Raw genomic sequence first — 25,086 nt, 5'->3', positions numbered from 1 at the left:
CGCGAAAGGCTGGGATTTGCTCCCGAGACTTTGTGCGCCCTCTGTCCAGAAGACGTCACCCGGCATAGGCCCCAGGTATGGCGGGGCGAGCGCCCGCTGCCGCGAACGCATCGCGTAAGGGGCTTCGCCGCTGGAGCGGACATTCCTGCCTATCAGAGCTTGTCCAGGTCCACCCTTGGCCCACTGGCAATGAATTCATCCAGCGTCTTGCGATCGCGTTCGGCCTGTTCGGGATCGAAGGGGCGGGAATAGTTTTGCTCGCGGGTCTGGTTCGCTTGCCATGCGGCGAACTGCTCGGCCTGTATCCGGGCAGAGGGGACTTCGCTCGTGGCGGTCTGTGGCAGCAGGTTGACGCCGAAGGGGTCGTTGGTCGGCTTCTTGCCCGGCGTGGCGGAAGTGAGCGTGATCAGCGTGGCCTGATCGGCTCGGCGCAGTGGCACCACCACGCTGGTGTCGGCGTTGAGATAGGTTGCCATAGTGGCCACAGCAATGCCGACAAACGGCGAGGCCGCGCCGGTATCCCCCAGGCGCTGGGTAAGGTCGTAACTCTCATTGGACTCAAACAAATCGAGTGGACTACCGGCCAGCTTAAGTGCCGGAATAAGGTCGCCGAGTGGTGGTACCGCCGGCTTTTGGCCGCCGTCGTAGAACACGCGTGCGGGCGGTGGCGTGACGCCTCCGATCGCTTTTTTCCAACCGTCGGCGAGTGCCGTGGTCAATGCTTCGTTCTTCAGCCGCCTGCCGGGCTTGTCCGGGTTGTCGAGCGATACCGTCACCGGGCGATGCAGTACGGCGAGGGTTTTCATCGCATCCCATTGCTCGAATGCGCGTTTATTCCAAGGCAATGGAATAAAGGGTGATGGCTGAAAGTTCATCGGACTAGGGGGCATGCGCGCCCAACCGGCAAAACGCGGTGAGATGGGATTGGGGTTGGGTTTGGTGTAGCGGGCATAGCCGCGCAGCCAGTCGAGGCGTTCGGGGCGGGCGACCACGAGGGCAACCATCGCGTCAGTGAGCTCACCGCGTTCACGCGGACCATTGCCGACACCGATGAGGGTTTGGTCTTTGGTGGAGAATTTATAGGCCGCGTTGTAACCATCCAGCACGTACACCAGCATTGCCGGCATGTCGGGATGGTCCTCGAACGTGCGGAAGATATCCTCAACAACGTCGTCCGGTGTATCGCTGCAGATTACGCCRTTGGGGAGTTGGTCGATTTCGTGCCAATGCAGGCCTGCTTCAGGACGAAGATTGTTCACCATGCGGGTAAGCCCACTCTGGATCTCGTCTATCTGCGGAAATCGCAGATTTGTGGCATTGCGATTCCAGCCGCGCACAATCGTGATCGTTGGAATTGGCCATGCCTCCGGGAAGTCTTTGAGCCCCAGCTCCAGAGCATCCTGCATACGTTGATCCCATGCCATGTTCTTGGTGTCGACAGTCACTGGATATTTCTTTGGGTCCGTCGGCAAGATGTTGCCCACATGCAAGCTGTTGGGTTCGCGCGCATCCTGCTGCTGCATCTGCGCCCATGCTTGCCCTTGCCTATAGACGTCTAGACTCAGACCTACGCTGACAATAGCCAACGTATCCAGATGCGCTGATTCGGTTGGAGCGCTGTAAAGCGGCGAGGTACCCATGGAGGAAGCGTCCTTGGCAGATGGCGAGGTGGCGTAGACAAAGTCGGCGTCCCTGGAATAAAGCGACGGGGACTTGAAGCAGCTCAGCGTTCCGAAGGTGTCGCGGAGGGCCTGATCGGCGTCGGGCGGGCGACGCACAAGAAGATCCGGTGTTGCGGCGTAAGTGCTCGCAGTGAGCGCTAGCATTAACAAACCACTACCGGTGCGATCTCGTAGTAGGCAAGAAAATGACGCCTTAGCCACGGGTTTCACGCTTGACCAGTGAGGGTACCGGCGGGGCGAAGTACTGCGGATAGGCCTCGGGCTTGCCTGACGCGCGGTAGTTCGCGGTGGCGACAATCAGCTTTGTATTGTCGGGATGTTCTTCGCGATAGAACGCCAGCGTGTCTGCATCCGGGCCTTCATCGTCGAAGACGCGGTCACTGTCAGATTTCACTTGGCCGGACGGGCGAGCATCACTAAATGGTGATTTAGACGTTTCTCCCCATCCCAAGCGCCAATCGGCCAATCGACACAAGTAGGTATAAAACCCCCCATCATCGATGCTCTTGGCCTGCCCGATCGCCAGGTCATACGCCACCGCCAAACGGCTGTGTTCCGGGTTGGCCGGAATCGCCGAATGAAATGACAGCGCATCGTCCTTGGTGAGCTTGTCTGGCGGGGTTTCCATCAGACGCTGGCGTGCTTCGTTGGGCGTTTCGCTGCGCAAGATGCGAACCGTTCCGTCGTCCATCAGGTCGATGTGCTTGAACTTGGCGCAATCGGCTGGCTCCTTGCCCTGGTTGAGTACGCCCTCGATGTCGCGGGCCGTCGTTCCCCGGGCCAGGGCCTCGCCTCTTCCCATCACGATGGTTTTGAACTGCTTGCGGTCATCCGGATCCCAGCCGCCGTTGGTAATGCCGATGGAGGCATCGATGGGATCCATGGGGGCCTTCACCATGTGGATGCCGTCTTTCGGGTCACGCGCGCCGACGGTGCCTCCGCTATCGAAATCGACTGCGAGCGCCGTGGGGAGCCGCGGCGCATTGAGCGTCACGGTTTGCCCCACCTGCAGTTCGGCCTTGATCAGGTTGCCGCTAAAGCCCTGGCCGTTGCCGGCCCAGGTTCTTTCGCCGGGCAGGCGCATGACATAGCGGTACCCCGATGGATGGAGGCCCACGGCTTCAGCCTGGCCGTCGCGTTCGCGCAGTGTGAAAATCCGCTGCTGAAAACGGGCGCCGAGTCCGCCCAGTACATCATCAGGCACACCTTGCCAGCCGATGCCCTGCACGTTGCGTAAGCCGACCGTCTGGTCCTGGGGCGTGAAGTACAAAGTGACGTGGCCGCGATTGTCGCGCTCGTCGAAGTTCACCTCGTTGTTCTGCAAGGTCGTGGCGCACCGCTGGCCGGTCCAGCGCCGGCCACCGATGTAGCTGTCGATCTTGGCGGTGTTGGCCATGTCGGCCATTGAGGGGGTGGTGTGCGGCCGCTCGCCGATGAAGCGCAGGATGTTGCCCAAGGTCGCCCGCCGCGCAGCTAAGGTCTGCTGCTGGTCGTGCAGCTCCATGTGTTCCAGCCGTGGCTCGATCAGGCTGTAGGGCGAGTTCATCAGGACCGCGCTGTCGATGGGGCGTTGACCCTCATCCTTGAGAAAGGCATTGGCCAGCAAGGTCAGCATGGTGCCCTGGCTGTGCGCGACCACATTGACCGTGTCGTCCGGATGTTTGGCTCGGATGATCTTCACCAGCATGGCCAGCCGCTTGGCGGCCAGCAGCATGTAGTTGCGCGGTGGGGCAGGGAGGAGTGGGTGGCGTGCCGTACCAGCCATGGCGTTCATGGGCAGGAAGCCGAACACCATGCCGCTGAAGCCTTGTATCCACATGTCGGGCAGGGTGGTGGTGGCGTTGGCGAACATGCCACCTTCCTTGGTGGCTGCTTTGTCCAGGCGGTTGCCGTGACGGTCCAGCCATTCGCCGTGCGGGGTGTCTTTCTGTACGTAATCCTTCTTCGTGTTTGGGTCATAACCGCTGTCCTCGCGAAAGCCCCAATAGAACGGAATCACCACGCTGCGCGAGTTGCCGCCACCGCGGCCGGCATTGGCCAGGCGACGGTAGTAGACCGTGTCGGGGTTTTTGGCGAGGTGATCGTCCTGAGTGGGTAGCGAGTAGCGGGCAGGCACTAGGGCGGAGCCATTGATGCGTCCGCGCGCGCTGGTGAGGTGGTCCAGGCGCTCGTTGAGGCCGGTACAGAGCCCTTCTTCGATGTCGGCGTAAACGCCGGCCAGGTCGTTGACCCCATGCACGAGGATGGTGATGCAGGGTTTGGGCTGAATGACGTAAATATAGACATCGCCGCCGCCCGGAAGAAGCAACGCCTTCGCTTCACCAATGACAGGGCGCGTGGAAGGGGGCATGACACGACTCCACTGAGGATCAGTGGTCAACGCTGTCAGTGCGAGGGGGAGCCCCGCTATCAGCTAAGGCTGATGTCTTTGTACGTTTCGATTGAAGCGTACTGCCGGGCCTGCCTAGGTGGGCTTAGCGCCCCAGCACTTCGGCCAGCACCGCCATGCGCACGAACACGCCGTTGCCGACCTGCTCGAGGATGCGCGACTGGGGGCCGTCCGCCACTTCCGGGGCGATCTCGATGCCGCGGTTGAGCGGGCCGGGGTGCATCACCAGGGCGGCCTTGGCGGCACGCGCGAGGCGGCGGTTGTCCAGGCCGTAGCGGTGGAAGTAGGCGGCCTCGTCGGGCAGGTCGGTCACCGCCATGCGCTCTTTCTGCAGGCGCAGCATGATGACTACGTCGGCGCCCTCGATGGCGGCGTCGAAGTCGTCGGTGATCACGCAGCCGGGGAATTCCGACTCATCGGGCATCAGCGCGTTGGGCGAGCACAGGCGGATTTCTTTCACGCCCATCGCCTTGAGCGCATGGACGTCCGAACGCGCCACGCGCGAGTGCTTCACATCGCCGCAGATCACCACGGTGAGCTGCCGGAAATCAGGGCGATGCTGGCGGATGGTCAGGACATCGAGCAGGCCCTGGGTGGGATGGGCGCGATTGCCGTCGCCCGCATTGATCACCGACACGCCGCTCATGGCATGGCGCACCAGTTCCTCCGGCGTGCCGGAGATCTTGTGGCGCACCACGATGGCATCCAGGTGCATCGCCTCCAGCGTGTGCAGCGTGTCGAACAGCGCTTCGCCCTTGCTGGTGGAGGAGAAGCCGATGTCGAAATTGATCACGTCGGCGCTGAGCCGGCGCGCGGCCAGTTCGAACGAGGTGCGCGTGCGCGTGGACGGCTCGAAGAACAGGTTGAGGATGGTGCGGCCCGACAGCAGGTCCAGCTTGCGCGTGCCGTGGGCGCAGCCTTCGCGCATGGACTCGGCGCGATCGAGCAGGCGCTCGATGGTCTCGCGGGGCAGGTGTTCCAGGGTGGTTAGGTGGCGCAGGCGAGAGCTCATGGCGGGCGGAAGTCCGTGCTTAAGGTCCGGTGGTGTCGGGAGTAGCCAGCCAGCGCTCAAGAATGACCGCGGCGGCTTCGGCATCGATCGTGGCAGCATCGCGCTTTTTCTTCAGGCCCGCAGCACGCGCGCTGGCGAAGCGCTGCGCGGCTTCCTGCGAACTGTAGCGTTCATCGGTGAGCTGCACCGGCAGGTTGTAACGCTGGCTGAGCTTGTCGGCAAAGCGGCGGGCGCCCTTGCTGGCGGGCTGCTCCTCGCCATCAAGGCCGAGCGGCAGGCCGACCACCAGGGTGTCGGGCAGCCATTCCTTGCGCAATGTGTCGAGCGTCGACCAGTCGGGCTCGCCCTCGCGCACCGCAATGGCGGCCAGCCCACGCGCGCTTCCGGTAAATCGATTGCCGACGGCCACGCCGATCAAACGACTGCCGTAGTCGAAACCAAACACACAGCTCATGCGTGTCCCGCGTAACCTGGCAACTGCAACGGGTCGACCCCGACCAGGCCTGCGGCAGCGCTCCAGCGCTCTTCGAGCGGCGTGTGGAAGATCACGCGCTCGCTCGCTTCGACGGTCAGCCAGGTGTTGTCCTTCAGTTCCTGCTCCAGCTGACCCGCGCTCCAGCCGGCATAACCCAGCGCCATCATGGCCAGGCGCGGGCCTTCACCATGGGCCATGGCGACCAGGATGTCGCGCGAGGTCGTCACCGACCATTCGTCGTTGATGCGATAGCTCGATTCCCAATGACCGGGCTCGCGATGCAGCACGAAACCACGCTCCTGCTGTACCGGGCCACCGATCAGCACGGGCGCGTCGGCAAGTTCGAGGTCGCTGCATTCGAGTTTCATCTGGGTCAGCACATCGCCCAGGCGGTATTCGGAGAGCTGGTTCACCAGCAGTCCGACGGCACCGTCTTCATCGTGCTGGCAGATGAAAGCGACGCCGCGCGAAAACGGCGGCTCAGCCAGGCTGGGCATGGCGATCAGGAACTGACCGGCGAGAGACTGCGGGCTGGATAGTGGGGAAGCCATGGCCGCATTGTATGCCCTGAATGCGCCGGGCGTCCGCAGCCATGTTCGGGCCCTTTAGGTGACACGTTCACCCGCTCCTCACTCAGCGGCTGTGCAGCGTGTCGTTGGGCATGAACTGCCAGGTGCGCGTGATGTTGAGCTCGTCGATGCGCTCTTTGTCCGCCGGCAGCGAGGGAAACGGCGCGGCGAGGCGCACGATGCGTTGCGCGGCGGCGTCGAGCAGCGGCTGGCCCGAGCTTTGCACGACCTCGATGCCCTTCACCGAGCCATCGCGATTGAGCGTCACCGTCAGCAGCACGTCGCCGTGCAGGCCGCGTCGACGCGCCTCGTTGGGATAGTTGATATTGCCCACGCGCTCCACCCGGTCCACCCAGCCGCGCATATACGCCGCATAGGCGTATTCCTTGGTGTTGGACGAGATGAATTTCTTCTTGGGCCGCTTGGCGTATTGCTCGCTGCGATCGCGCACTTCGGCGGCCAGCTGGGCCATTTCCTGGCGCCGCTTGATGTCCGACGGCGACTCGGGAAGGTCCTGCGGCGTCTGCTCGAGCTTGGCGCTGTTGGTGCTGACGCTGTAGTGACTGTTGCCCGTGGTGGTGAGCAACTTGTCGTCGGTCGCTTCCTGCGGGCGCGGTGCGCTCGCTTCGATCGGCTGCGGGGCCACCCCTTGCGAGGGACGGGGCAGGGCGCCGGACACCAGCTGCGACGGGCGCGCGGCCTTGTCGCTCTCGCCGCCGCCGCTGTTGTTGGCCTGGGCCAGGAAGTCGGCCTTGTCCGGCGCTTCGCGATTGGCCACGTCGACCAGGGTCACGTCCAGGGTCGGCAGGCTGGGCTTGGCCTTCACATAGGTGAAGGTGATGCCCAGGATCACCACGCCGTGCAGCAATAGCGAGAAAAGCATCGTGGCGCCGAACATGTCGGCGCCGGTGCGGACAGCAGGTTGGCTCACGCGGCGCGGGTTCCGAGTCGGTTCTGCTCAATCACATCGAAGAGCTGGCCGGCAATATTAAGCCCGAATTGTGCGTCCAGTTCGCGCACACACGTCGGTGATGTGACGTTGATCTCGGTGAGGTAGTCGCCGATCACGTCCAGGCCCACGAACAGCAGGCCGCGGCGGCGCAGTTCCGGCGCTACCTGGGAGACGATCCAGCGGTCGCGGTGGGATAGCGGCACGCCCACGCCGCGGCCACCGGCGGCCAGGTTGCCGCGGAAGTCGCTGCCCTGAGGGATGCGCGCCAGCGCGTACGGCACCGGTTCGCCGTCGACGACGAGGATGCGCTTGTCGCCCGAGGTGATTTCCGGGATGAATTTCTGCGCCATGGTGAACTGCTTGTGCTCGCCCTTGGGGCCGGCGGCGATCAGCGTTTCCAGCATGGAGTTCAAGTTGCTGTCGCCGGCCTTCACGCGGAAGATCCCGCGCCCGCCCATGCCGTCCAGCGGCTTGAGCACGATTTCGCCGTGCTCGGCGGAGAAGGCGCGCAGCTCGGCGGCGTCGCGGGTCACCAGGGTCGGGGCCATACACTGCGGGAAGTGCATCGCAAAAAGTTTCTCGTTGCAGTCGCGCAGCGCCTGCGGGCGGTTGACCACGGTCACCCCGGCGCGCTCGGCCAGCTCGGCCACCATGGTGTCGTAGATGAACTGCGGATCCACCGGCGGATCCTTGCGCATCAACACCACGTCCATCTCGCGCAGGTCGCGCCACTGGGGTTCGCCGAGCATGAACCAGCCGCTGGGGTCGTCGCGCACGGACAGTGGCGCCAGGCGCGCCCAGGGCTCGCCGCTGCGCGCGGACAGGTCGCCCTGTTCCATGTAAAACAGGCTGTGGCCACGCCGCTGGGCCTCCAGCAGCATGGCAAACGTGGTGTCCTTGGCGATCTTGATCGAGCCGATCGGGTCCATCAGCACGGCGACCTTGAGGGCCATCGTCATTCTCCGGTAGTAGTGCTTGTTCACCATTCGCGACCGGCGTGCCGGCCAGGCGAAAGCATGGCAGTGTATGTCGTCCGAGGCGGAGATTGCGTTGATCGATCCAACGATCAAGTGGTCCGCCAAAGGCGCAGGAAAGTCCGGATTGTCCCCGAAGGGAAACATTGCCGACCGGCCCCTCGGTCGGCTCCCGAGGCAGGCAAACCGTTCGATTCAATGACGTAGCCCGCTTAACTTAAGAAATCAGCTTGACGTTAGGTCAGGCAGGCGGTAAACAGCTACGCACGAGTGCCTGCCGGCTGAATGGTTGCCGTACGTCCTCACGGACGTGCGGGTTTGTATCTCAAACATGGGACCGCTAGCCCATTGGTTGGCGGTCGCAGGATTTACCTGAGCCAGGGGCGGGTCGCAGGGGGGTGTTGTGAACTTGAACATAAGTGGAAATGGCTTGGCCGGCCTCAAGGTCATGGTTATCGACGACTCGAAAACCATCCGTCGAACCGCCGAAACCTTGCTCAAGAAAGAAGGTTGCGACGTGCTTACGGCGGTGGACGGTTTCGAGGCGCTTGCCAAGATCTCCGACCAGAAGCCCGCGATCATCTTCGTCGACATCATGATGCCGCGACTTGACGGCTATCAGACGTGCGCGCTGATCAAAAACAACCCGCAGTTCCGCGGCACGCCCGTGATCATGCTCAGCTCGAAGGACGGCCTGTTCGACAAGGCACGCGGGCGCATCGTGGGCGCGGAACAATATCTGACCAAGCCGTTCACGCGCGATGAACTGCTGGGTGCAATCCATCGACATGTCGTTACGGTTTAAGTCGGACGACTACAGGGTCTGAGGGGGGCCTGTGGCCAATATTCTCATCATCGACGATTCACCGACCGACGTGCGCGTGTTCACCACGCTGCTCGAACGTGCGGGCTATCAGGTTGATTCCATCGGCAACGCCGAAGACGGCATCGAGCGCGTACGCGAGCAGAAACCGGATCTGGTCATCATGGACGTCATCATGCCCGGCATGAATGGCTTCCAGGCCACCCGCACGCTCACGCGCGATCCGATGACCTCCAATATTCCGATCGTGATGATCACCACCAAGTCCATGGAGACCGACCGGGTCTGGGGGCTGCGCCAGGGTGCGCGTGCCTTCATCACCAAGCCGGTCAACGAGAAGGACCTGCTGGCATGCATCAACGATCTGCTACCCAACGCCGCGTGAGGCAAGCATGAGCCAGACCGCCTCGCTCTCGCCGTTCGAAATCCTTGCCCGGTATGAGCGTCTTTCGCTGGCGCATGCCTCCGGCACGCAGGAAAGCCTGGAGGCTCCCGGTCTCTGGCGCGGCATCGGCTATCGCGCAGGCAGTCGTCTATTCGTCAGCGGAATCGACGAGATCAGCGAACTGCTGGCGGTGCCCTCGCTGACCCCGGTGCCGGGCACGCAGCCCTGGCTGATGGGCGTGGCGAACGTGCGCGGCAATCTCGTGCCGGTGATCGATCTGGCGCGTTTCCTGTTTGGCGAACGCACACTGTCCACCGAACGCACGCGATTGCTCGTCGTGCGCCAGGGTGCAGGCAGCGTGGCGCTGATGGTGGATGAAGTCTTCGGGCAGCGTACGGTCGACGCCGAGCAGCGTCGTCAGGCCGAGCAGGAAGACGACCCGCGTTTGGCACGTTTCGTGGATGATCGTGTAGGCGATTCGCGACTGGCTGTGTTCAGTATGGGCAAGCTGGTTCGTGCGCCGGACTTCCGTCAGGCTGCGGCCTGACGCGCAAGCGTTGAACGACAAGTAGGACCGGCGCTGCTCAAGGCCGGAATCAGGGCGATGATCCGACGCCTTCGCCGGCATGGGCGGCGAGGCGTAGAAGGGCGAGGTGAACGAAATGAGCACTACAGGGGGCATGGGCAAAGAGCGGGGCTATACAGGCCTCATCATTGCGCTGGTCATTGCGTTCGGTTTCACGGGTGTCGACTTCGCCATGCTTACCTTGCGTGGCCGCGAAGATACACAGGCGACGGGTCTCACCACCCAGATCCAGGTGTTGTCGCAGCAGACGGCAAAGCTTGCCCTAGAAGCCGCGGACGGTAACGTCGATTCCTTCAAGGAACTCGAAACAAACCGCAACACCATCGATGCTGCCATCCAGCGCCTCAACAAGGGCGATGAGAAGGGCGGCATGAAGCCTTATGCCGACAACAACGCGACGCCGGCCGGTCGCGCCGTCGGCGCCCTGACCAATGCCTGGGGCCAGCTCGACGCCGACATCGGCAAGATCCTGTCCAACAAGGCGCTGGTGGTGGACTCCTCGCAGCGCGCCGCCACCCTGGGCCGCGAACTGCCGGTGCTGAACTCCAGCATGGAGCAGGTGGTGAACATCCTGCAGCAGCGCGGCGGTAGCGCAGAGCAGACCTACACCTCCGCCCGCCAGATGCTGCTGGCCGACCGTATGATCCGCCGAGTGCAGGAAGTGCTGCAGGGTGGCGACGCCTCGCAGCCCGCCGCCGACGGCCTGGCCCGCGACGGCCAGCTGTACGGCTCGGTGCTCAAGGGTCTGCTGGAAGGCAACACCGAAGTGGGCGTGCGCTCGATGGGCGACGCCAATGCACGCAAGATCCTCACCGACATGCAGGGCCAGTGGGACAACCTGCAGGACCCGGTCGGCAAGCTGGTAGGCGCCGCCGGTAACCTCAGCGACGTGAAGCGCGCCGGCAACCAGGCCTCGCTCGATTCCCAGAACGTACTGCTGCGTGCCAACGAACTGGCCGACCAGATCGGCAAGCTGCCAACCCGCCGCCTGTTCCCGAACCTGTGGTGGGGCGTGCTCGGCGCCATCGGCGCGGCGGCCTTCCTGGCCGTGCTTATCGTGCAGCTGGTCTCCGACCAACGCCGCCGCTTCCAGGAGTCGACCGAACTCAACCAGCGTAACCAGGAGGCCATCATGCGCCTGCTGGACGAAATGGGTTCGCTCGCCGAAGGTGACCTGACCGTCAAGACCACCGTGACCGAAGACATCACGGGCGCCATCGCCGACTCGGTGAACTACGCCATCGACGAGCTGCGCACCCTGGTGACGACGATCAACGAAACCTCCGAGCAGGTGTCCTCCTCGGCCCAGGAAACGCAGACCACCGCGCGCCACCTGGCCGAATCGGCGCAGAACCAGGCGCAGCGCATCAGCACGGCGACCACCGCGATCAACCAGATCGCCAGCCTGATGGATACGGTGTCCAAGGATTCGGCCGAGTCGGCCGACGTGGCCGAGCGCTCGGTGAAAATCGCTTCGCGCGGCGCCGAAGTGGTGCGCGAAACGATCTCGGGCATGGACTCGATCCGCGACCAGATCCAGGAAACCTCCAAGCGCATCAAGCGCCTGGGTGAGTCGTCGCAGGAAATCGGCTCGATCGTGGAACTGATCAACGACATTGCCGAGCAGACCAACATCCTCGCCTTGAACGCCGCCATCCAGGCCGCGTCGGCGGGTGAAGCGGGTCGCGGTTTCGCGGTGGTGGCGGACGAAGTGCAGCGCCTCGCCGAACGTTCGGCGAGCGCGACGAAGCGAATCGAAACGCTGGTGCAGACCATTCAGTCCGATACCAACGAAGCGGTGAACTCGATGGAACAGACCACCGCCGAAGTGGTGGCTGGTGCCCGACTCGCGGAGGACGCGGGTAGCGCACTGGGCGATATCGAGCGCGTGTCGCATGACTTGTCGGCGCTGATTCAAAACATCTCCACCCAGGCGCGCCAACAGTCCACCGCGGCATCGGACATCTCGGTTTCCATGAACGCAATTCAGGAAATCACTTCGCAGACCTCGCAGGGCGCAAGCCAGACGGCCGATTCGATCGGTTACCTGGCCCAGCTGGCGAGTGACCTGCGGCGCTCGGTGGCGCACTTTAAGCTGCCGGGTTGACACAAAACGTTTTTCACGGGGGGCAACCTCGCGGTTGCGTGACAAACCGTTACGTGATCGGTGAGAGGGGCGCATGAGACTTCAAGACCATATCGATTTCACCACCCTGCAGTGGGTCAAGCCCGAGCTCGATGAGACGCTCGCCGTGGCCCGCGAGGCGTTGGAGTCCTACGTCGACAACCCGGGCAACCGGGATGCGATGCGCTCCTGTGCGGACAGCCTGCACCAGGTGCACGGCACGCTGCGCATGGTCGAGCTATACGGCGCCGCCATGGTCACCGAGGAGATGGAAACACTCGCCATCTCGCTGCTCGAAGACCATGTGGCGAACCGTGAGGAAGCCTACGCCGCGCTGATGCGTGGCCTGATGCAGCTGCCCGATTACCTGGAGCGCCTGTCCGGCGGTCATCGCGACGTGCCGGTGGTGCTGCTGCCGCTGCTCAACGATCTGCGTTCCAGCCGCGGCCAGCAGGCGCTGCACGAATCGGCGCTGTTCACGCCCAATCTCGAATTCCCGCTGCCGGCGCAGGCGCCGACGCCGCCGGCGGAATTGCTGGTGGAGCGTCAACGCAGCGAAGTCACCGCGCTGCGCCTGCGCTTCCAGCAGCAGCTGCTGTCGTGGTTCCGCGGCCAGGGTAACGACCAGCAGCTGGGCGGCATGATCCAGACGCTGGACGCCATCACCGCGCGCTGCCACACCATCCCGGGCCGTCGCCTGTGGTGGATTGCGGCCGGCGTGCTGGAAGGCGTGCAGCAGGGTGCACTCAAGGCCCAGGCCGGCGAAGTGCGCCAGTTGATCGGCAAGGTCGACCGCAGTATTCGCCAGCTGGTGGAACACGGCGAAGCGAACCTGCGCGGCGGCGACGCCGATGAGCTCGCACGCAAGCTGCTGTACGTGGTTGGGCAAGTCCGTCAGGGCAGCCCGCGCATGGAACTGCTGCGCCAGACTTATTCGCTGGACGCATTGCTGCCCGAAGCAAGCGAGATCGAACACGCCCGCGGTTCGATGGCAGGCCACAACCGCGCGTTGCTGGACTCCGTCGCCAAGGCGCTCAAGGACGACCTGCTGCGGGTCAAGGAAGCGCTCGACCTGTTCCTGCGCCAGACCGACGCCGATCCGGGTCAGCTGTCCAGCCAGACCGAAGTGCTCGAACGCGTGGGCGACACCCTGGGCATGCTTGCCTTGGGCGTGCCGCGTCGCGTGGTCAATGAACAGCGTCGCGTGCTGGAAGAAATCGCCAGCCGCGTGCGTGCGCCGGACGAAGAGCTGCTGCTCGATGTCGCCGGAGCGTTGCTTTACGTGGAAGCTTCGCTCGACGATCACATCGAGAGCCTCGGCGCCGACGGCGAAACCGCCGCCGAAATGCCGACCGCAATGCTGCCGCGCAGCGAAGCGCGCCACATCCTCGCCACGCTGATGCACGAGGCCACCGCCAACACCGGCAAGGTGAAGGACGCCATCGTCGCCTATGTCGAATCGGGCTGGCAGGCGACGCAGCTGGCCGACGTCGGCGCGCTGATGGACGAAGTCGCCGGTGCGATGCGCATGCTGTCCGCGCCGCGTCCGGCCGAACTGGCCGAGGGCATTGGCCGCTTCGTCGGCAACGAACTGCTCGCCGACCGCCGCGTGCCCAGCACCGCGCAGATGGATCACCTCGCCGACGCACTCGCCGCCCTCGAGTACTACCTCGAAGCCGCGCGCGAACATCGTGGCGGTCTGGAACACATTCTCGATGTCGCCGAGCACAGCCTCAGCAGCCTCGGTTACTGGCCGCCGCCGGCCGTCCGTGCGCCGTCGGAAGACGAGCTGGACGAGCCGCCGGCAGACGTCGCACGCGCCGCGGACGCCGCACTTGCCGCCACGCTCGCCAACCAGCCGGAACTTTCCGAAAGCGTCAGCCTGGGTCACGGTGAAGACCTGTCGGGTCTGATCGTGGGTCACAGCGAGACGCCCGAGCCGGTGCCGCAGGAGATCACCGGCCTGCGCCTGGCCGATACCGTGCACGTCACGCCGCAGGAACCGGTACAGACCAGCGAAGACGACTGGATCGAGATCGAAGAAGAAATCGTCGAGGAAGTGACGGTTTCCGGCTACGCCGCGGTCGAAGCGGGCTTCCAGTCCAGCACCGCCGGCATCGACGACGACATCCGCGACATCTTCCTGGAAGAAATGCAGGAAGAGATCGACAACCTGCATGCCGCGCGCAAGACCTGGCTGGCCGATCCGCAACAGCTGGACTCGCTCACCTCGATCCGTCGCTCCTTCCACACGCTCAAGGGTTCGGGCCGCCTGGTCGGCGCCACCATGCTCGGCGAGTTCGCGTGGAAGGTCGAAAACATGCTCAACCGCGTGCTGGATCAGTCGATCCCGCCGAGCCAGGGCGTGCAGGAAGTGGTCAGCGCCGCCATCGACGCCTTGCCGCAACTGCGTACCGCGCTGACGGGCGATGGCCTGGTCACGGCCCCGCTCACGGCCATCATGGAAATTTCCGAGCGCCTGTCGTCCGGTCAGGTCGATGCCCGCCTGGCCGACATTGCTCCCGTCAGTGGCACCGAGACGGTGCGACGCGTGGTGCGCCGTCGCGTGCCGCGTGTGGACACCTCCGCCGAAGCCATTCCGGCGTCCAGCCTGGCCGGGATCGAAAGCTCGCCGGCCGAGCCGGTGGCGCCTGTGCATGACTTCATCGCCGCGCCGGTGATGCCGCCGATCGATCCGGTGCTGCTGGAAATCCTGCGCAGCGAAGTGGCGCAGTACCTGGCCACCATCCGCACCGCGATCAACCGCGTCGACGGCGAACTGCGCGTGGAGGACAGCCTGTTGCGCGCCGTCCACACGCTGCATGGCGCCATCGCGATGGTCGACATCCCGGTGCTGACGCAGCTGTTGTCGCCGCTGGAAAGCCTGCTCAAGCGCCTGCGCGCCGCGGGCCTGCCGCTGTCGCCGGAAGGCGTGATGCTGCTGAGCCAGAGCGCCGATGCAGTCGATCACGTCATGGGTCAGTTCGATGTGCCGTCGCCGCAGCTGCCGGATCTGGACAATCTGATCCATCGCCTGACGGAGCTGCGCGACAGCCAGCCCGAGCCGCAAGTGGCGCACGTGCTGTTCGAAACCCCTGCCGATGTTTCGGACGATGCACCGCTGCACGCCGCCGAAGCCTCGCACGAAGCAACTTTCGGTGCCTCGCTGGACGAAGCGCTCTCCGACGCCTCGCAGCCGGTCGAGCATATCGAGCTGGCCTCGCCGCCGGCCGTATCCGAGACCGACAAGTACACCGACGAACTGCTCGCCGCCTTGGGCGAGTTCGATCTCGATGCCCACTTGCCGACGGGCGAGCCAAGCTCGCATCACGTAACGACCCACGTGCCGGCGATCGACGAAGACGACTTCAGCAAGGCCTATGCCGACCTGCTCGACGACGCCGAGACGCTGGAAATCGGTCCGGTGGCCGACGAGGACGAGGCATCGGTCGAACACGTCGCGGTGCCGGAAGCTGAGCTCGAGGAGACGGCGCCGTCCGTCGAGATCGAGTCGACCGAGCCGGAACTCGAGCAGCTTGCCGAGCCGGTGATCGAACACATCGAGCCGGTCGAGGAAATCGTCACGCTCGAGGAAACGCCGATCGAAGAGATCGTGCTGGAAGCGCCGGTGCTCGATGCGCCGGAACTGCCGAGCGAAGAAGAGGCCTTGGTCGAAGCCGCGGCGGCCCCCGAAGCGGAGGTCGAAGCGACGCCGACGCAGGCTGCGCCGGAAGAAGAATTCGACGAGAACGCACTGCTGCCCAGCCAGATCGATCCGGACCTGCTGGAAATCTTCATCGAGGAAGCACGCGAGATTCTCGATCACTCCGACGGCGTGCTGGCCTTGTGGCGCGCCGAGCCGAGTGCGATCGAACATCTGGGCGAGATCCTGCGCGACCTGCACACGCTCAAGGGCGGTGCGCGCATTGCCGGCATGGTGCCGGTGGGCGATCTCACGCACGCCATCGAAACCGCGCTGGAACGGCCGATCCACGCCGAATCGGCGCATATCGGCGAGCTGATTGCCGCGCTGGAAGTGGGCTTCGACAAGCTCCACGGTCTGGTGCAACTGGTCTCGCAAGGCCGCGCGGTGGCCTACCCGAAGGCTCTCATCGACCGTTTCCTGGCGATGTCCGGCGAAGGCGAGGCGGCGGTGCCCGCCGAGGCGCCGGAAGCTCCCAACGTGGTGCCGTTCCCGGCTCGCCCGGTGGTGTTGTCCGAGCCGCTGCCCGAACTCTTGCCGGAGCTGTTGCCGGAAGACCGCGACGACGCACCGAGCACGCCGCAGGAACAGATCCGCGTCCGCGCCGAACTGCTCGATACGCTGGTGAACCATGCAGGCGAGGTGGCGATCTACCGCTCGCGCCTCGAACAGCAAGTGGCCGGCTACCGCTTCAACCTGGTCGAACTGGACCAGACCGTGCAGCGTCTGCGCAGCCAGCTGCGCATGATGGAAATCGAAACGGAAGCGCAGATCATCGCGCGCTTCCAGCGCGAGCATCGCGAAGCCGGTATCTCGGTATTCGATCCGCTCGAGCTCGATCGTTTCTCCCAGCTGCAGCAGTACTCGCGTGCGCTGGCCGAGTCGGTATCCGACCTTGTGTCCATCCAGGGCATGCTGGACGAACTGACCCGCCAGGCCGAAACGTTGCTGATCCAGCAGTCGCGCGTGAGCTCGGAGCTGCAGGAAGGCCTGTTGCGCACGCGCATGCTGCCGTTCGACACGATGGTGCCGAACCTGCGCCGCACGCTGCGCCAGGCCGCGCAGGAAGAAGGCAAGGGCGCCCAGCTGTACGTGGAAGGCGCCCACGGCGAAATGGATCGCAACCTGCTCGACCGCATCAAGGCGCCGTTCGAACACATGCTGCGTAACGCTGTGGCGCACGGCATCGAATCGCCCAAGGATCGTCGCAAGGCAGGCAAGCCGGAAGAAGGCGCCGTGCGCATCCGCGTGGCGCGCGAAGCCACCGAGGTGGTGGTGCGCGTGACCGACGATGGCCGCGGTCTGGATCGCGACGCCATCCGCAAGCGCGGCATCGAGCGTGGCCTGATCCGCAACGACACGCGCCTGAGCGACGATCAGGTGCTTGCCCTCATCACCCAGCCTGGCTTCTCCACCGCCAGCAGCGTGACCCAGCTGGCCGGTCGCGGCGTGGGCATGGACGTGGTGGCGAACGAAATCAAGCAGCTCGGCGGTGCGCTGTCGATCGAATCGAAGGAAGGCCAGGGCACGACCTTCGTGCTGCGACTGCCCTTCACGCTCGCGGTCACCCAGGCCATCCTGGTTCGCATCGGCGAATCCAACTACGCCATCCCGATGACCTCGGTGCAGGGCGTGGCGCGCATCAGCCCGGCGGAACTGGCCGAGCGCATGGCCGAGCCGGAGCCGACCTTCCTGTACGGTGGCGAGAGCTTCGACATCCATCACCTGTCCGAATTGCTGGGCGCGGTGACCACGCATGTGGGCGACGACGAGCAGATCCCGTTGCTGCTGACCCGAGCAGGCGACCTGCGTGCCGCGATCCGCATCGATGCCGTGATCGGCTCGCGCGAAATCGTGGTGAAGTCGGTTGGCCCGCAGATCAGCTCGGTGCCGGGCATCCTCGGCGCGACCATCATGGGTGACGGCTCGGTGCTGATCATTCTTGATCTCGCCCCGCTGGTCCGTCACGGCATCTCCCGCCGCCTGCAGCGCCTGGACGAAGGTCTCACCGCGGTGGCAACGCCGGTGGTGGAAGAACAGCGCGTGCGCCCGCTGGTGATGGTGGTCGACGATTCCATCACCATGCGCAAGGTCACCGGCCGCGTGCTGGAACGCCACGAGTACGAAGTGGCCACGGCGAAGGACGGCGTGGACGCACTCGAGAAGCTGCATGAGCGCGTGCCCGACCTGATGCTGCTGGACATCGAAATGCCGCGCATGGACGGCTACGAGCTGGCCACGCAGATGAAGTCCGATCCGCGACTGCGCGATGTGCCGATCATCATGATCACCTCGCGTACCGGCGATAAGCATCGCCAGCGCGCGTTCGACATCGGCGTCGACCGCTACCTCGGCAAGCCTTATCAGGAAGCCGAGTTGCTGGCGCAGATTGGCGAAGTGCTCGAACAGCGCATCACGGAGTCGCTCAATGGCTGAAACGGCGACGGCGGTGGCCTTGTTGTTCGATGACGTGGAACTCGGCGGTCAGCTGCGTGAAGCGTTGCGCGAACGCGGGGCGAGGATCGTGCACGAAGGGGCGCTGTCCACCCTCGACAAGCAGATGCTTGCGAGCACCGGCGCCGAAGTGCTGGTGGTGAACCTGGATGAAGACGCCGACGAGGATCTGGACCGTCTCTACGACGTGATCGACGGTGACCGTCCTCGCGTGGTGTTCAACGATGCCGCCGCCAGCCGCTCGCTCAACGGCTGGGACCGTGCCCGTTGGGCGCGCCACCTCGCCGTGAAGGTGATGGCGCAGGGCGATCTCGATCCGCCGCGTCCTCAGGATGCGCAGGCCGTGCCTGAAGTGGCCGAGCCGGCGTTCGCGGAAAGCGTCGAGGTTCCGGCGGTCGTCGTGGCGGAGGAGCCGCTGCCCAGTTTCGCCGCCGCACTGGAACCGGTCGCGCTGGCCGAGATCACCCCAGCCGAGATCACGCCGCAGGCAGTGGAAGCCACCGAAGAGCAGTCCGAATCGCTGGCTGCCGAGTTGGAGGCCTTCATCGCCGCCGATGAGCCGGCCTTGGTGGAAGCGGAGGCGGGTTCGGAGCTGTCGTTCCATGCCGCCGACGAACCGCTGCACCTGGACGATTTCGCTGCGCTCAAGGATGTGCCGTTCGAAGCGGAAGACGAATTCGGTTCGGGCCTGAAGTTCTCTGCCGACGAACCGCTGCCGGAACTGCATGACGGCAACTTCGGCGCGCTCGAAGGCGAAGCGGTCGCCGACCACGATTTTGGCTCGGGGCTGAAATTCAGCGGCGACGCCGAACTGCCGCCGCTGCATGACGGCAGCTTTGGCCTGGATACGCTGACGACCCAGGGCCATGCACCGATCGATGCGCCGGCACAGGACGCCGCTGCTCGCCACATGCCCTCGTTCCAGCTTGACCATCTAGCCCTGGCACCGCTCGACGAATCGTTCATGGCGTCGGTCGCGGCGGCGGAGAGCCAGAACAAATCGCCCGCATCCTTGCTGGGTGCGGCTTCGGCCTGGGCTCTGCTCGACGAAGGCGAGGCGCCCGCGCCGGCGGCGTCTGCACCGGCGCCGGCCAAGGCCGCCCATTTCGGCGTCGAAAAGCTCAGCGCCGCGGACTTCCTGGCGCCGGAAGGCGGCGAAGAAACCGCATCCATCATCGAGCCGGGCATGACACTGGAACTGGTGTCGATCGAAGAAGCGCTGGCGCCGAAGGAATACGACGGCGGCAATGAAATGCTGCTGGACGATCTGGATTCCGCGATTGGCCGCCTGCTCGTGCTGGGCGCCGCCGCGGACAGTCTCGAGGCGGTGTGTTCGTTCCTGTCGATGCTGCCCGGCGACCTGCGCGCGGCCGTGCTGCATGTCCAGCATCTGGGCGGCAAATCCGTCGAGGCACTATCCGATACGCTGACCCGCTATAGCGAAATGCCGGTGCGCGTTGCCGCGCAGGGCGTGCGTGCCCGCGTCGGCGAGGTGCTGGTGGTGCCCGATGGGCAGCAGGCACGCATACATCGCGATGGTCGCGTGGAACTGCAGTCGCTGGACAACAGCGACGTGCGCAGCTCGCCGATCGATGCCAGCTTCACGCTCGCAGCCAACGTGTTTGGCCGCAATGCGCAGGCCATCGTGTTCGCGGGCCAGGCCAACGATGCACTCGGCGGCTGCCAGGCGATCCACGATCGTGGTGGCCAGGTGTGGATCGAGTCGTCTGACGGCCAGTTTGCCGATATGGTGCACGGCATCGAAGCCGAGCGCCTGCACAGTTATTCGGGCACGCCTGCGGAACTCGCGGCGCGCCTGGTGGAAGAGATGTCGATGGAGGGCCGGCGATGAGCGATTTGCCACTACCGCGTGAAATTCGTTGCGTCCTGGTGCCGGTCGGCAACCTGCGCTTGCTGTTGCCCAATGCCACCGTGGCCGAAGTGATCACGATGCCCACGCCCGAAGCGGTGGAAGGGGCGCCCGCGTGGTTGCTCGGCCGCATCGCCTGGCGCGGCTGGCGCGTGCCGCTGGTCTCGTTCAACACGCTGGCGGGAGCCGGCGAGGGCGACAGCGAACAGTCCTACCGCGTTGCCGTGCTGAAGGCGCTGGGCGGTCATCCGGATCTGCCCTTCATTGCCGTGGTGACCCAGGGCTTCCCGCGCCTGACCACGCTCAATGCGGAACTGATCATCCCGACCCACGACGGCGCGCCGCTGCCGCCAGGCGTGCGGGCACAGGTACTGGTGCGCGACGACATTGCCGTGATCCCGGATCTGGAAGGCATGGAGGCGGAGCTGCTCGAATTGCTCGAGCCGGCCAGCTGAAGCGTCCCCAATGATCTTGTGACTCCCGAAGACACGCCCTGCATGGGCGTGTTTTCGTTTCTGCGCTTACACGTCGCCGTGCAGGGCCTGCAATGCCGCCAGCGCGGCGAGGCCGGCGGTCTCCGTGCGCAGGATGCGCGGCCCCAGCCGCAGCCCTTCGAAGCCCGCCTCGGTCAATGCAGCCGTATCGCGGTTGCCAAGTCCGCCTTCCGGGCCGACCACCAGCAGGCCGCCGGCCGGCGTGAAACGCAGTTCTCCCGGGCGCCGGCTACCCTCGGGCAACAGGGCCAGGCGTAGCGCTCCATCCTGCGGAAGCTCGCGCAGCCAGTGTTCCAGCGGGATGGCTGGCAGCACCGTAGGCAGGCGGGCACGGCCGCTCTGCTCACAGGCGCTGGCGACGACGGCCTGCCAATGCGCCAGGCGTTTGCCGGCGCGGGCCGGATCGAGCTTCACTTCCGAGCGTTCGGTCAGCAACGGCACGATGTGCGTCACCCCAAGCTCGGTCGCCTTCTGCACGATCAGATCCATCTTTTCGCCCCGGGCCACGCCCTGTGCCAGGGTCAGCGGGAGCGGCGACTCATTGCCGACCGGCTGGGCCGCTTCCACCCGGACCGTGACATCGCGCTTGCCCACCGCCTGGATGACCGCCGGGTAGTCCACGCCATCGCCGTTGAACAAGGTGATGGGCGAACCGGCGGTCAGGCGCAGCACACGCGCGACGTGCTCGCCCGCCTGGGCCGGCAGACCCAGTTCCAGGCCCACGGCAAGCGGCAGTTCGACATGTATGCGGATCGTGCGCATGAGACGTTAGGGAAGGGAGGAAACGTAAAGCATAGCGGACACCGTCTTATGCGCCTTGCGCCCGACTACCTGAATGCACGGGAGATGCCGCGCCAGGGACATTTGCCTGCCGGCTGGAGCCGGCGCAGCATGTAGGTCATCCCTCATTCCCCGGAGGTGGATCATGGTCAGCAAATCCCTACTCGTACTAGCCATGGCGCTGGGTACGACCCCGCTCGCGATGGCGCAGACCTCGGCGGTCGCGGGTGCCACGGTGCAGACGAGCCAGCAAGGCATGGCTGACCAGTCTGCGTCCAAGAAGCCCCCGCAACCGGGCGACCGCAACTGCATCCAGAGCACTGGCAGCCTGATTCCTGCCAAGCCGGGTACCTGTCTGCCGGTGGCCGGCCGCAGCTACAGCTACCAGGACATCCGCAACACCGGTCAGCCTACGCTGGGTCCGGCATTGCAGCAGCTGGATCCGAGCATCACGGTGACCGGCGGTCACTAAGCCACGGCACGCTCGATGCCTGCCACGGCGGTATCGACGAGATGATCGATCTCGTCGGTACTGACCACGTAAGGCGGCATGAAATAGATGATGTCGCCCAGCGGGCGCAGCAGCGCTTCGTGCTCGAGTCCATGCAGGTAGACGCGCAGCCCGCGCCGTTCCGAAGAGGGGAACGGCGTGCGTCTGGCTTTGTCCGCCACCAATTCCACCGCGGCGATCATGCCGGTCTGGCGCACGTCGGCCACGTTCGGGTGCTCGCGTAGCGGGGCCAGGCGCTTGCTCAAGTGCGCTGCCAGCACGCGGTTTCGTTCCAGCACCGGTTCGTCGTCGAAGATCCTCAACGTTTCCAGCGCCACGCGGCAGGCAAGCGGATTGCCGGTATAGCTGTGCGAGTGAAGAAATGCCTTGCCTGCGCTGTATTCGGCGTAGAACGCCTCGTACACCCTGGAGGTCGTCAGCACCGCGGACAACGGCAGGAATCCGCCGGTAAGTCCCTTGGAAAGGCACATGAAGTCCGGCGAGACGCTGGCCTGTTCGCACGCGAACAGCGTGCCCGTGCGACCGAAGCCCACGGCAATTTCATCGGCGATGAAATGCACGTCGTATTCGTCGCACAGGCGACGCAATCCCGCGAGATAGTCCGGGTGATACATGCGCATGCCACCGGCGCATTGCACCAGCGGTTCCACGATAACCGCACACACTTCGTGCGCGTGCTGCTCCAGCAGCTGACGCAGTTCGTCGAGACGACGTTTGGCGACGTCGCCGGGACTCTCGCCTGGCAACGCCTCATACGTATCGGCCGAAGGCGCGAGGATGGGCGTGAGCAGCAAGGGCGCGTACGTCTTGCGATAGAGCGCCACGTCGCTGACGGACAACGCACCCAGCGTCTCGCCGTGATAGCTGCCGGTCAAGGCGATGAAACGCGTCTTTTCGCCGTGCCCCTGGTTGAGCCAGTAGTGGAAGCTCATCTTCAGCGCCACTTCGATGGCGGCCGAACCATTGTCGGCATAGAACACGCGATCCAGGCCCGGCGGCGTCACGCGCACCAGGGCTTCGGCGAGCGCGACGGCGGGCTCGTGCGTGAATCCAGCAAAAATCACATGCTCCAGGGTCTTGGCCTGATCAGCCAGGGCCGCTGCCAGGCGCGGATTGGCGTGGCCGAACAGGTTGGTCCACCACGAGCTGATGCCATCGAGGTATCGCCGGCCACTCGTATCGATCAGCCAGGCGCCCTCGCCGCGGGCGATGGGCACCATCGGCACCGTCTGGTGATCGTGCATCTGCGTGCAGGGATGCCATAGCAGGCTCAGGTCCCGACGCACCAGCGCGTCGGCAGCGGGGAGAGTGTTCATCCGGCTATGATCGGCGTTTCGAGCGTGCCTGCTCAAGTCTTGCGTCCACCAGGGAGCCGATTTGAAGGTTTGGCGTACTGCACTCACGGGCCTGTTGGCCTTACTGATCGCCGCTTTTGCGCTGCTGTGGTTCCTGCCGGCACGCTGGGCCATGCCCTGGCTGGATGCCCGCCTGAACGGCGTGCGCCTGCAGCAGGTCAGCGGCCTGCTATGGGACGGCAAGGCGGGCAAGGTGCTGTCGGCGCGGGGCGAGAACCTGGGCACGCTGCAATGGCAGTTGTCGCGCGCTGTACTGCTGGGCGACAACCGCCTGCATGTGGAACTGCATGGTCCCCGTGTCGATGTCGTGGGCACGATGACCGGCAGCCGCGCCACCGAGGCCACCTGGACGGACGTCCAAATGCGCATCGATCTCGACGTACTAGGCGGCGGTCCATTGGTATTGGGAGGGTTGCCGCGAGGCACGCTGCGGGTTGCCGCGGGCAGCATCGAATTGCGTGGCGGCTGGCCCTGGTCAATGGATACGCAGGTGGAGTGGCGGGATGCTGTGTTGAGCATGCCGCGCCAGGGAGATCTACGCCTGGGCAGTGTGCATGCCGAGCTGCGCGCAGCGAATGGCGTTATCGACGGCCCCGTGCAGGACGACGGCCATGGTCCGCTGCGCGTCGATGGCCATTTGCAATTGAGCCCTCTGGCGCGTCGCTTCGACGCCGTCGCGGCGCCGCGCGGCAGCCATCCCACGCTACAGCGCTGGCTGGCCGGTTTTGGCGCGGTCGATGCCGATGGCGTCACGCACATCCATTACAGTGGAGGTCTTGCCGCCGCCATCCATGGGGAACAACGATGAGCGAACTGGATCTGCCCAAGGCGCTCGCCGCCGCACGCGAAGCCGCCGAGGCAGCCGCGCTGGTGCTTCGGCACTACTGGCGCAAGGGCGTGGCAGTGGAACTCAAGAGCGACGACACGCCGGTCACCGTGGCCGATCGCGAAGCGGAACTGGCGATACGCGAGATCCTGCAGAAAGCGCTGCCGCAAGCCTCCATCTACGGCGAGGAATTCGGCCGCGACGACCACAGCTCCGAGCTGCTGTGGCTGGTCGATCCGCTGGATGGCACCAAGAGCTTCGTGCGTCGAACGCCATTTTTCTCCACCCAGATCGCACTCATGCATCGCGGCGAGCTGGTGCTGGGCGTGTCCAGCGCGCCTGTCTACGGCGAAGTCATGTGGGCCAGCGCAGGCGGCGGCAGCTGGTTCGACGGCGAGCGCGTGCAGGTGGCCCCGACCCAGGCGATGGCGCAGGCATCGCTTTCCACCGGCAACATCAAGACGCTGACCAGAGATGCACGCTGGCAAGCGCTGGGCGCCATGATCGCCGGCAGCAATCGCATCCGCGGCTATGGCGATTTCTGCCACTACCACCTGCTGGCGCGAGGGGGACTGGATCTGGTCATCGAGTCCGATGTGAACATTCTCGACGTGGCCGCGCTCGCCGTCATCGTGCGCGAAGCAGGCGGCGTGTTTACCGATATCCACGGCCACGCGCTCTCGCTCGACACGACGAGCGTGCTTGCCGGTACGCCCGCAATTCATGCCCAGGCGCTCTCCCGTCTTGCACTCCCGCACTGAGGAACGCTCATGGAAGGTCTCGCTCCCATCTATGCATGGATTCTTGGCAACAGCCCGATGTTCATCGCGGCGGTCGTGGGCATCGGTCTGGCCGCCGTGCTGTGGCCGACCGCGCGCAAGTCGGCGCTGCTGATGCTGGTGGCCTGCGCGCTGCAGGTACTGATCACGTTGGCCAATGCGGGCATGTATGGCTGGTATCTGCCCCATGCGACGGCGCAGGGGACGATGGCCAGCGTCCGGGGCGTCCTGATGATCTGGTCGGTGCTTGGCAGCCTGCTGCACGCGATCGCGTTCGGCTTGCTGATCTGGGCCGCTTTTGATGGCCGCAAGCAGGTTGCGGCGGCCAGTCGCTGAGCCGCG

General features: G+C 64.9%; 20 protein-coding genes. 11 read left to right on the top strand and 9 right to left on the bottom strand.

Annotated features, from left to right (window positions below):
• Positions 1-152: 152 nt before the first annotated feature.
• From AB4Y82_RS04065 to gshB, 7 genes are all read right to left on the bottom strand, one after another.
• Entirely contained in the window at positions 153-1,778 is a 1,626-nt protein-coding gene (locus AB4Y82_RS04065; protein ID WP_441602509.1) for a type VI lipase adapter Tla3 domain-containing protein, read from the bottom strand.
• A gap of 97 nt (positions 1,779-1,875) precedes the next feature.
• Positions 1,876-4,032 (bottom strand): alpha/beta fold hydrolase, encoded by a 2,157-nt coding sequence (locus AB4Y82_RS04060; RefSeq protein WP_441611120.1) that lies wholly within the window; start codon positions 4,030-4,032, stop codon positions 1,876-1,878.
• Positions 4,033-4,156: 124 nt separating this feature from the next.
• Entirely contained in the window at positions 4,157-5,083 is a 927-nt protein-coding gene (locus AB4Y82_RS04055) for an aspartate carbamoyltransferase catalytic subunit (protein WP_121878116.1), read from the bottom strand.
• 19 nt (positions 5,084-5,102) lie between these two features.
• Complete coding sequence (gene ruvX, locus AB4Y82_RS04050) at positions 5,103-5,537, bottom strand: Holliday junction resolvase RuvX (protein WP_441611119.1); 435 nt, start codon at positions 5,535-5,537, stop codon at positions 5,103-5,105.
• Positions 5,534-6,109 carry a YqgE/AlgH family protein gene (locus tag AB4Y82_RS04045; RefSeq protein ID WP_046970387.1) on the bottom strand — a complete coding sequence of 192 codons (576 nt, stop codon included), beginning with the start codon at positions 6,107-6,109 and terminating at the stop codon, positions 5,534-5,536. The genes ruvX and AB4Y82_RS04045 overlap by 4 nt, the downstream gene beginning before the upstream one ends.
• Before the next feature lie 82 nt (positions 6,110-6,191).
• A complete protein-coding gene (locus AB4Y82_RS04040; protein WP_441602512.1) occupies positions 6,192-7,058 on the bottom strand; it encodes an energy transducer TonB in 867 nt (288 codons plus the stop codon).
• On the bottom strand, positions 7,055-8,032 hold the full coding sequence (gshB, locus tag AB4Y82_RS04035; protein WP_441611118.1) for a glutathione synthase: 978 nt from the start codon (positions 8,030-8,032) through the stop codon (positions 7,055-7,057). Before gshB ends, AB4Y82_RS04040 begins: the two co-directional genes overlap by 4 nt.
• 469 nt (positions 8,033-8,501) lie before the next feature.
• Between gshB and AB4Y82_RS04030 the strand changes: the two genes are divergently transcribed.
• From AB4Y82_RS04030 to AB4Y82_RS04000, 7 genes are all read left to right on the top strand, one after another.
• Positions 8,502-8,858: a response regulator gene (locus AB4Y82_RS04030; RefSeq protein ID WP_019464684.1), complete on the top strand. Its 357-nt coding sequence runs from the start codon at positions 8,502-8,504 to the stop codon at positions 8,856-8,858.
• Between the two features lie 31 nt (positions 8,859-8,889).
• Positions 8,890-9,261 carry a response regulator gene (locus tag AB4Y82_RS04025; RefSeq protein ID WP_046970385.1) on the top strand — a complete coding sequence of 124 codons (372 nt, stop codon included), beginning with the start codon at positions 8,890-8,892 and terminating at the stop codon, positions 9,259-9,261.
• A gap of 7 nt (positions 9,262-9,268) precedes the next feature.
• A complete protein-coding gene (locus AB4Y82_RS04020; RefSeq protein WP_441602514.1) occupies positions 9,269-9,808 on the top strand; it encodes a chemotaxis protein CheW in 540 nt (179 codons plus the stop codon).
• A gap of 115 nt (positions 9,809-9,923) precedes the next feature.
• Positions 9,924-11,954: a methyl-accepting chemotaxis protein gene (locus AB4Y82_RS04015; RefSeq protein WP_441602515.1), complete on the top strand. Its 2,031-nt coding sequence runs from the start codon at positions 9,924-9,926 to the stop codon at positions 11,952-11,954.
• Positions 11,955-12,027: 73 nt separating this feature from the next.
• Positions 12,028-18,111: an Hpt domain-containing protein gene (locus AB4Y82_RS04010; protein WP_441602516.1), complete on the top strand. Its 6,084-nt coding sequence runs from the start codon at positions 12,028-12,030 to the stop codon at positions 18,109-18,111.
• Positions 18,104-19,981 carry a chemotaxis protein CheB gene (locus AB4Y82_RS04005; protein WP_441602517.1) on the top strand — a complete coding sequence of 626 codons (1,878 nt, stop codon included), beginning with the start codon at positions 18,104-18,106 and terminating at the stop codon, positions 19,979-19,981. Before AB4Y82_RS04010 ends, AB4Y82_RS04005 begins: the two co-directional genes overlap by 8 nt.
• Positions 19,978-20,454: a chemotaxis protein CheW gene (locus tag AB4Y82_RS04000; RefSeq protein WP_441602518.1), complete on the top strand. Its 477-nt coding sequence runs from the start codon at positions 19,978-19,980 to the stop codon at positions 20,452-20,454. The genes AB4Y82_RS04005 and AB4Y82_RS04000 overlap by 4 nt, the downstream gene beginning before the upstream one ends.
• Before the next feature lie 66 nt (positions 20,455-20,520).
• Here the strand turns inward: AB4Y82_RS04000 and AB4Y82_RS03995 are convergent, their stop codons facing one another.
• Positions 20,521-21,255, bottom strand: a complete 735-nt coding sequence (locus AB4Y82_RS03995; protein ID WP_441602519.1) for a 16S rRNA (uracil(1498)-N(3))-methyltransferase — start codon at positions 21,253-21,255, stop codon at positions 20,521-20,523.
• 163 nt (positions 21,256-21,418) lie between these two features.
• Between AB4Y82_RS03995 and AB4Y82_RS03990 the strand changes: the two genes are divergently transcribed.
• Positions 21,419-21,745, top strand: a complete 327-nt coding sequence (locus tag AB4Y82_RS03990; RefSeq protein ID WP_441602520.1) for a hypothetical protein — start codon at positions 21,419-21,421, stop codon at positions 21,743-21,745.
• Here AB4Y82_RS03990 and AB4Y82_RS03985 read toward each other — a convergent pair.
• Complete coding sequence (locus tag AB4Y82_RS03985; protein ID WP_441602521.1) at positions 21,742-23,100, bottom strand: adenosylmethionine--8-amino-7-oxononanoate transaminase; 1,359 nt, start codon at positions 23,098-23,100, stop codon at positions 21,742-21,744. The two genes, AB4Y82_RS03990 and AB4Y82_RS03985, sit on opposite strands and share 4 nt — an antisense overlap.
• A gap of 61 nt (positions 23,101-23,161) precedes the next feature.
• On the opposite strand from AB4Y82_RS03985, the gene gspN reads away from it, so the two are divergent.
• Genes gspN through AB4Y82_RS03970 form a run of 3 tightly spaced genes read left to right on the top strand, consistent with a single transcriptional unit; the run spans position 23,162 to position 25,080 of the window.
• The gene (gspN, locus tag AB4Y82_RS03980; protein WP_441602522.1) at positions 23,162-23,947 is read left to right on the top strand and encodes a type II secretion system protein N; all 786 of its coding nucleotides are present in this window, start codon (positions 23,162-23,164) and stop codon (positions 23,945-23,947) included.
• Positions 23,944-24,726, top strand: a complete 783-nt coding sequence (locus AB4Y82_RS03975; protein WP_441611117.1) for an inositol monophosphatase family protein — start codon at positions 23,944-23,946, stop codon at positions 24,724-24,726. The genes gspN and AB4Y82_RS03975 overlap by 4 nt, the downstream gene beginning before the upstream one ends.
• Positions 24,727-24,735: 9 nt before the next feature.
• Positions 24,736-25,080: a hypothetical protein gene (locus tag AB4Y82_RS03970; protein WP_441602524.1), complete on the top strand. Its 345-nt coding sequence runs from the start codon at positions 24,736-24,738 to the stop codon at positions 25,078-25,080.
• Positions 25,081-25,086 lie beyond the last annotated feature (6 nt).

It is taken from the genome of Dyella sp. 2YAF14 (genome assembly GCF_052114725.1).
In the GTDB taxonomy this organism is placed as follows: domain Bacteria; phylum Pseudomonadota; class Gammaproteobacteria; order Xanthomonadales; family Rhodanobacteraceae; genus Dyella.
The sequence above is the reverse complement of the archived record's forward strand: the minus strand, read 5'-3'. Positions and strand labels throughout refer to the sequence as shown.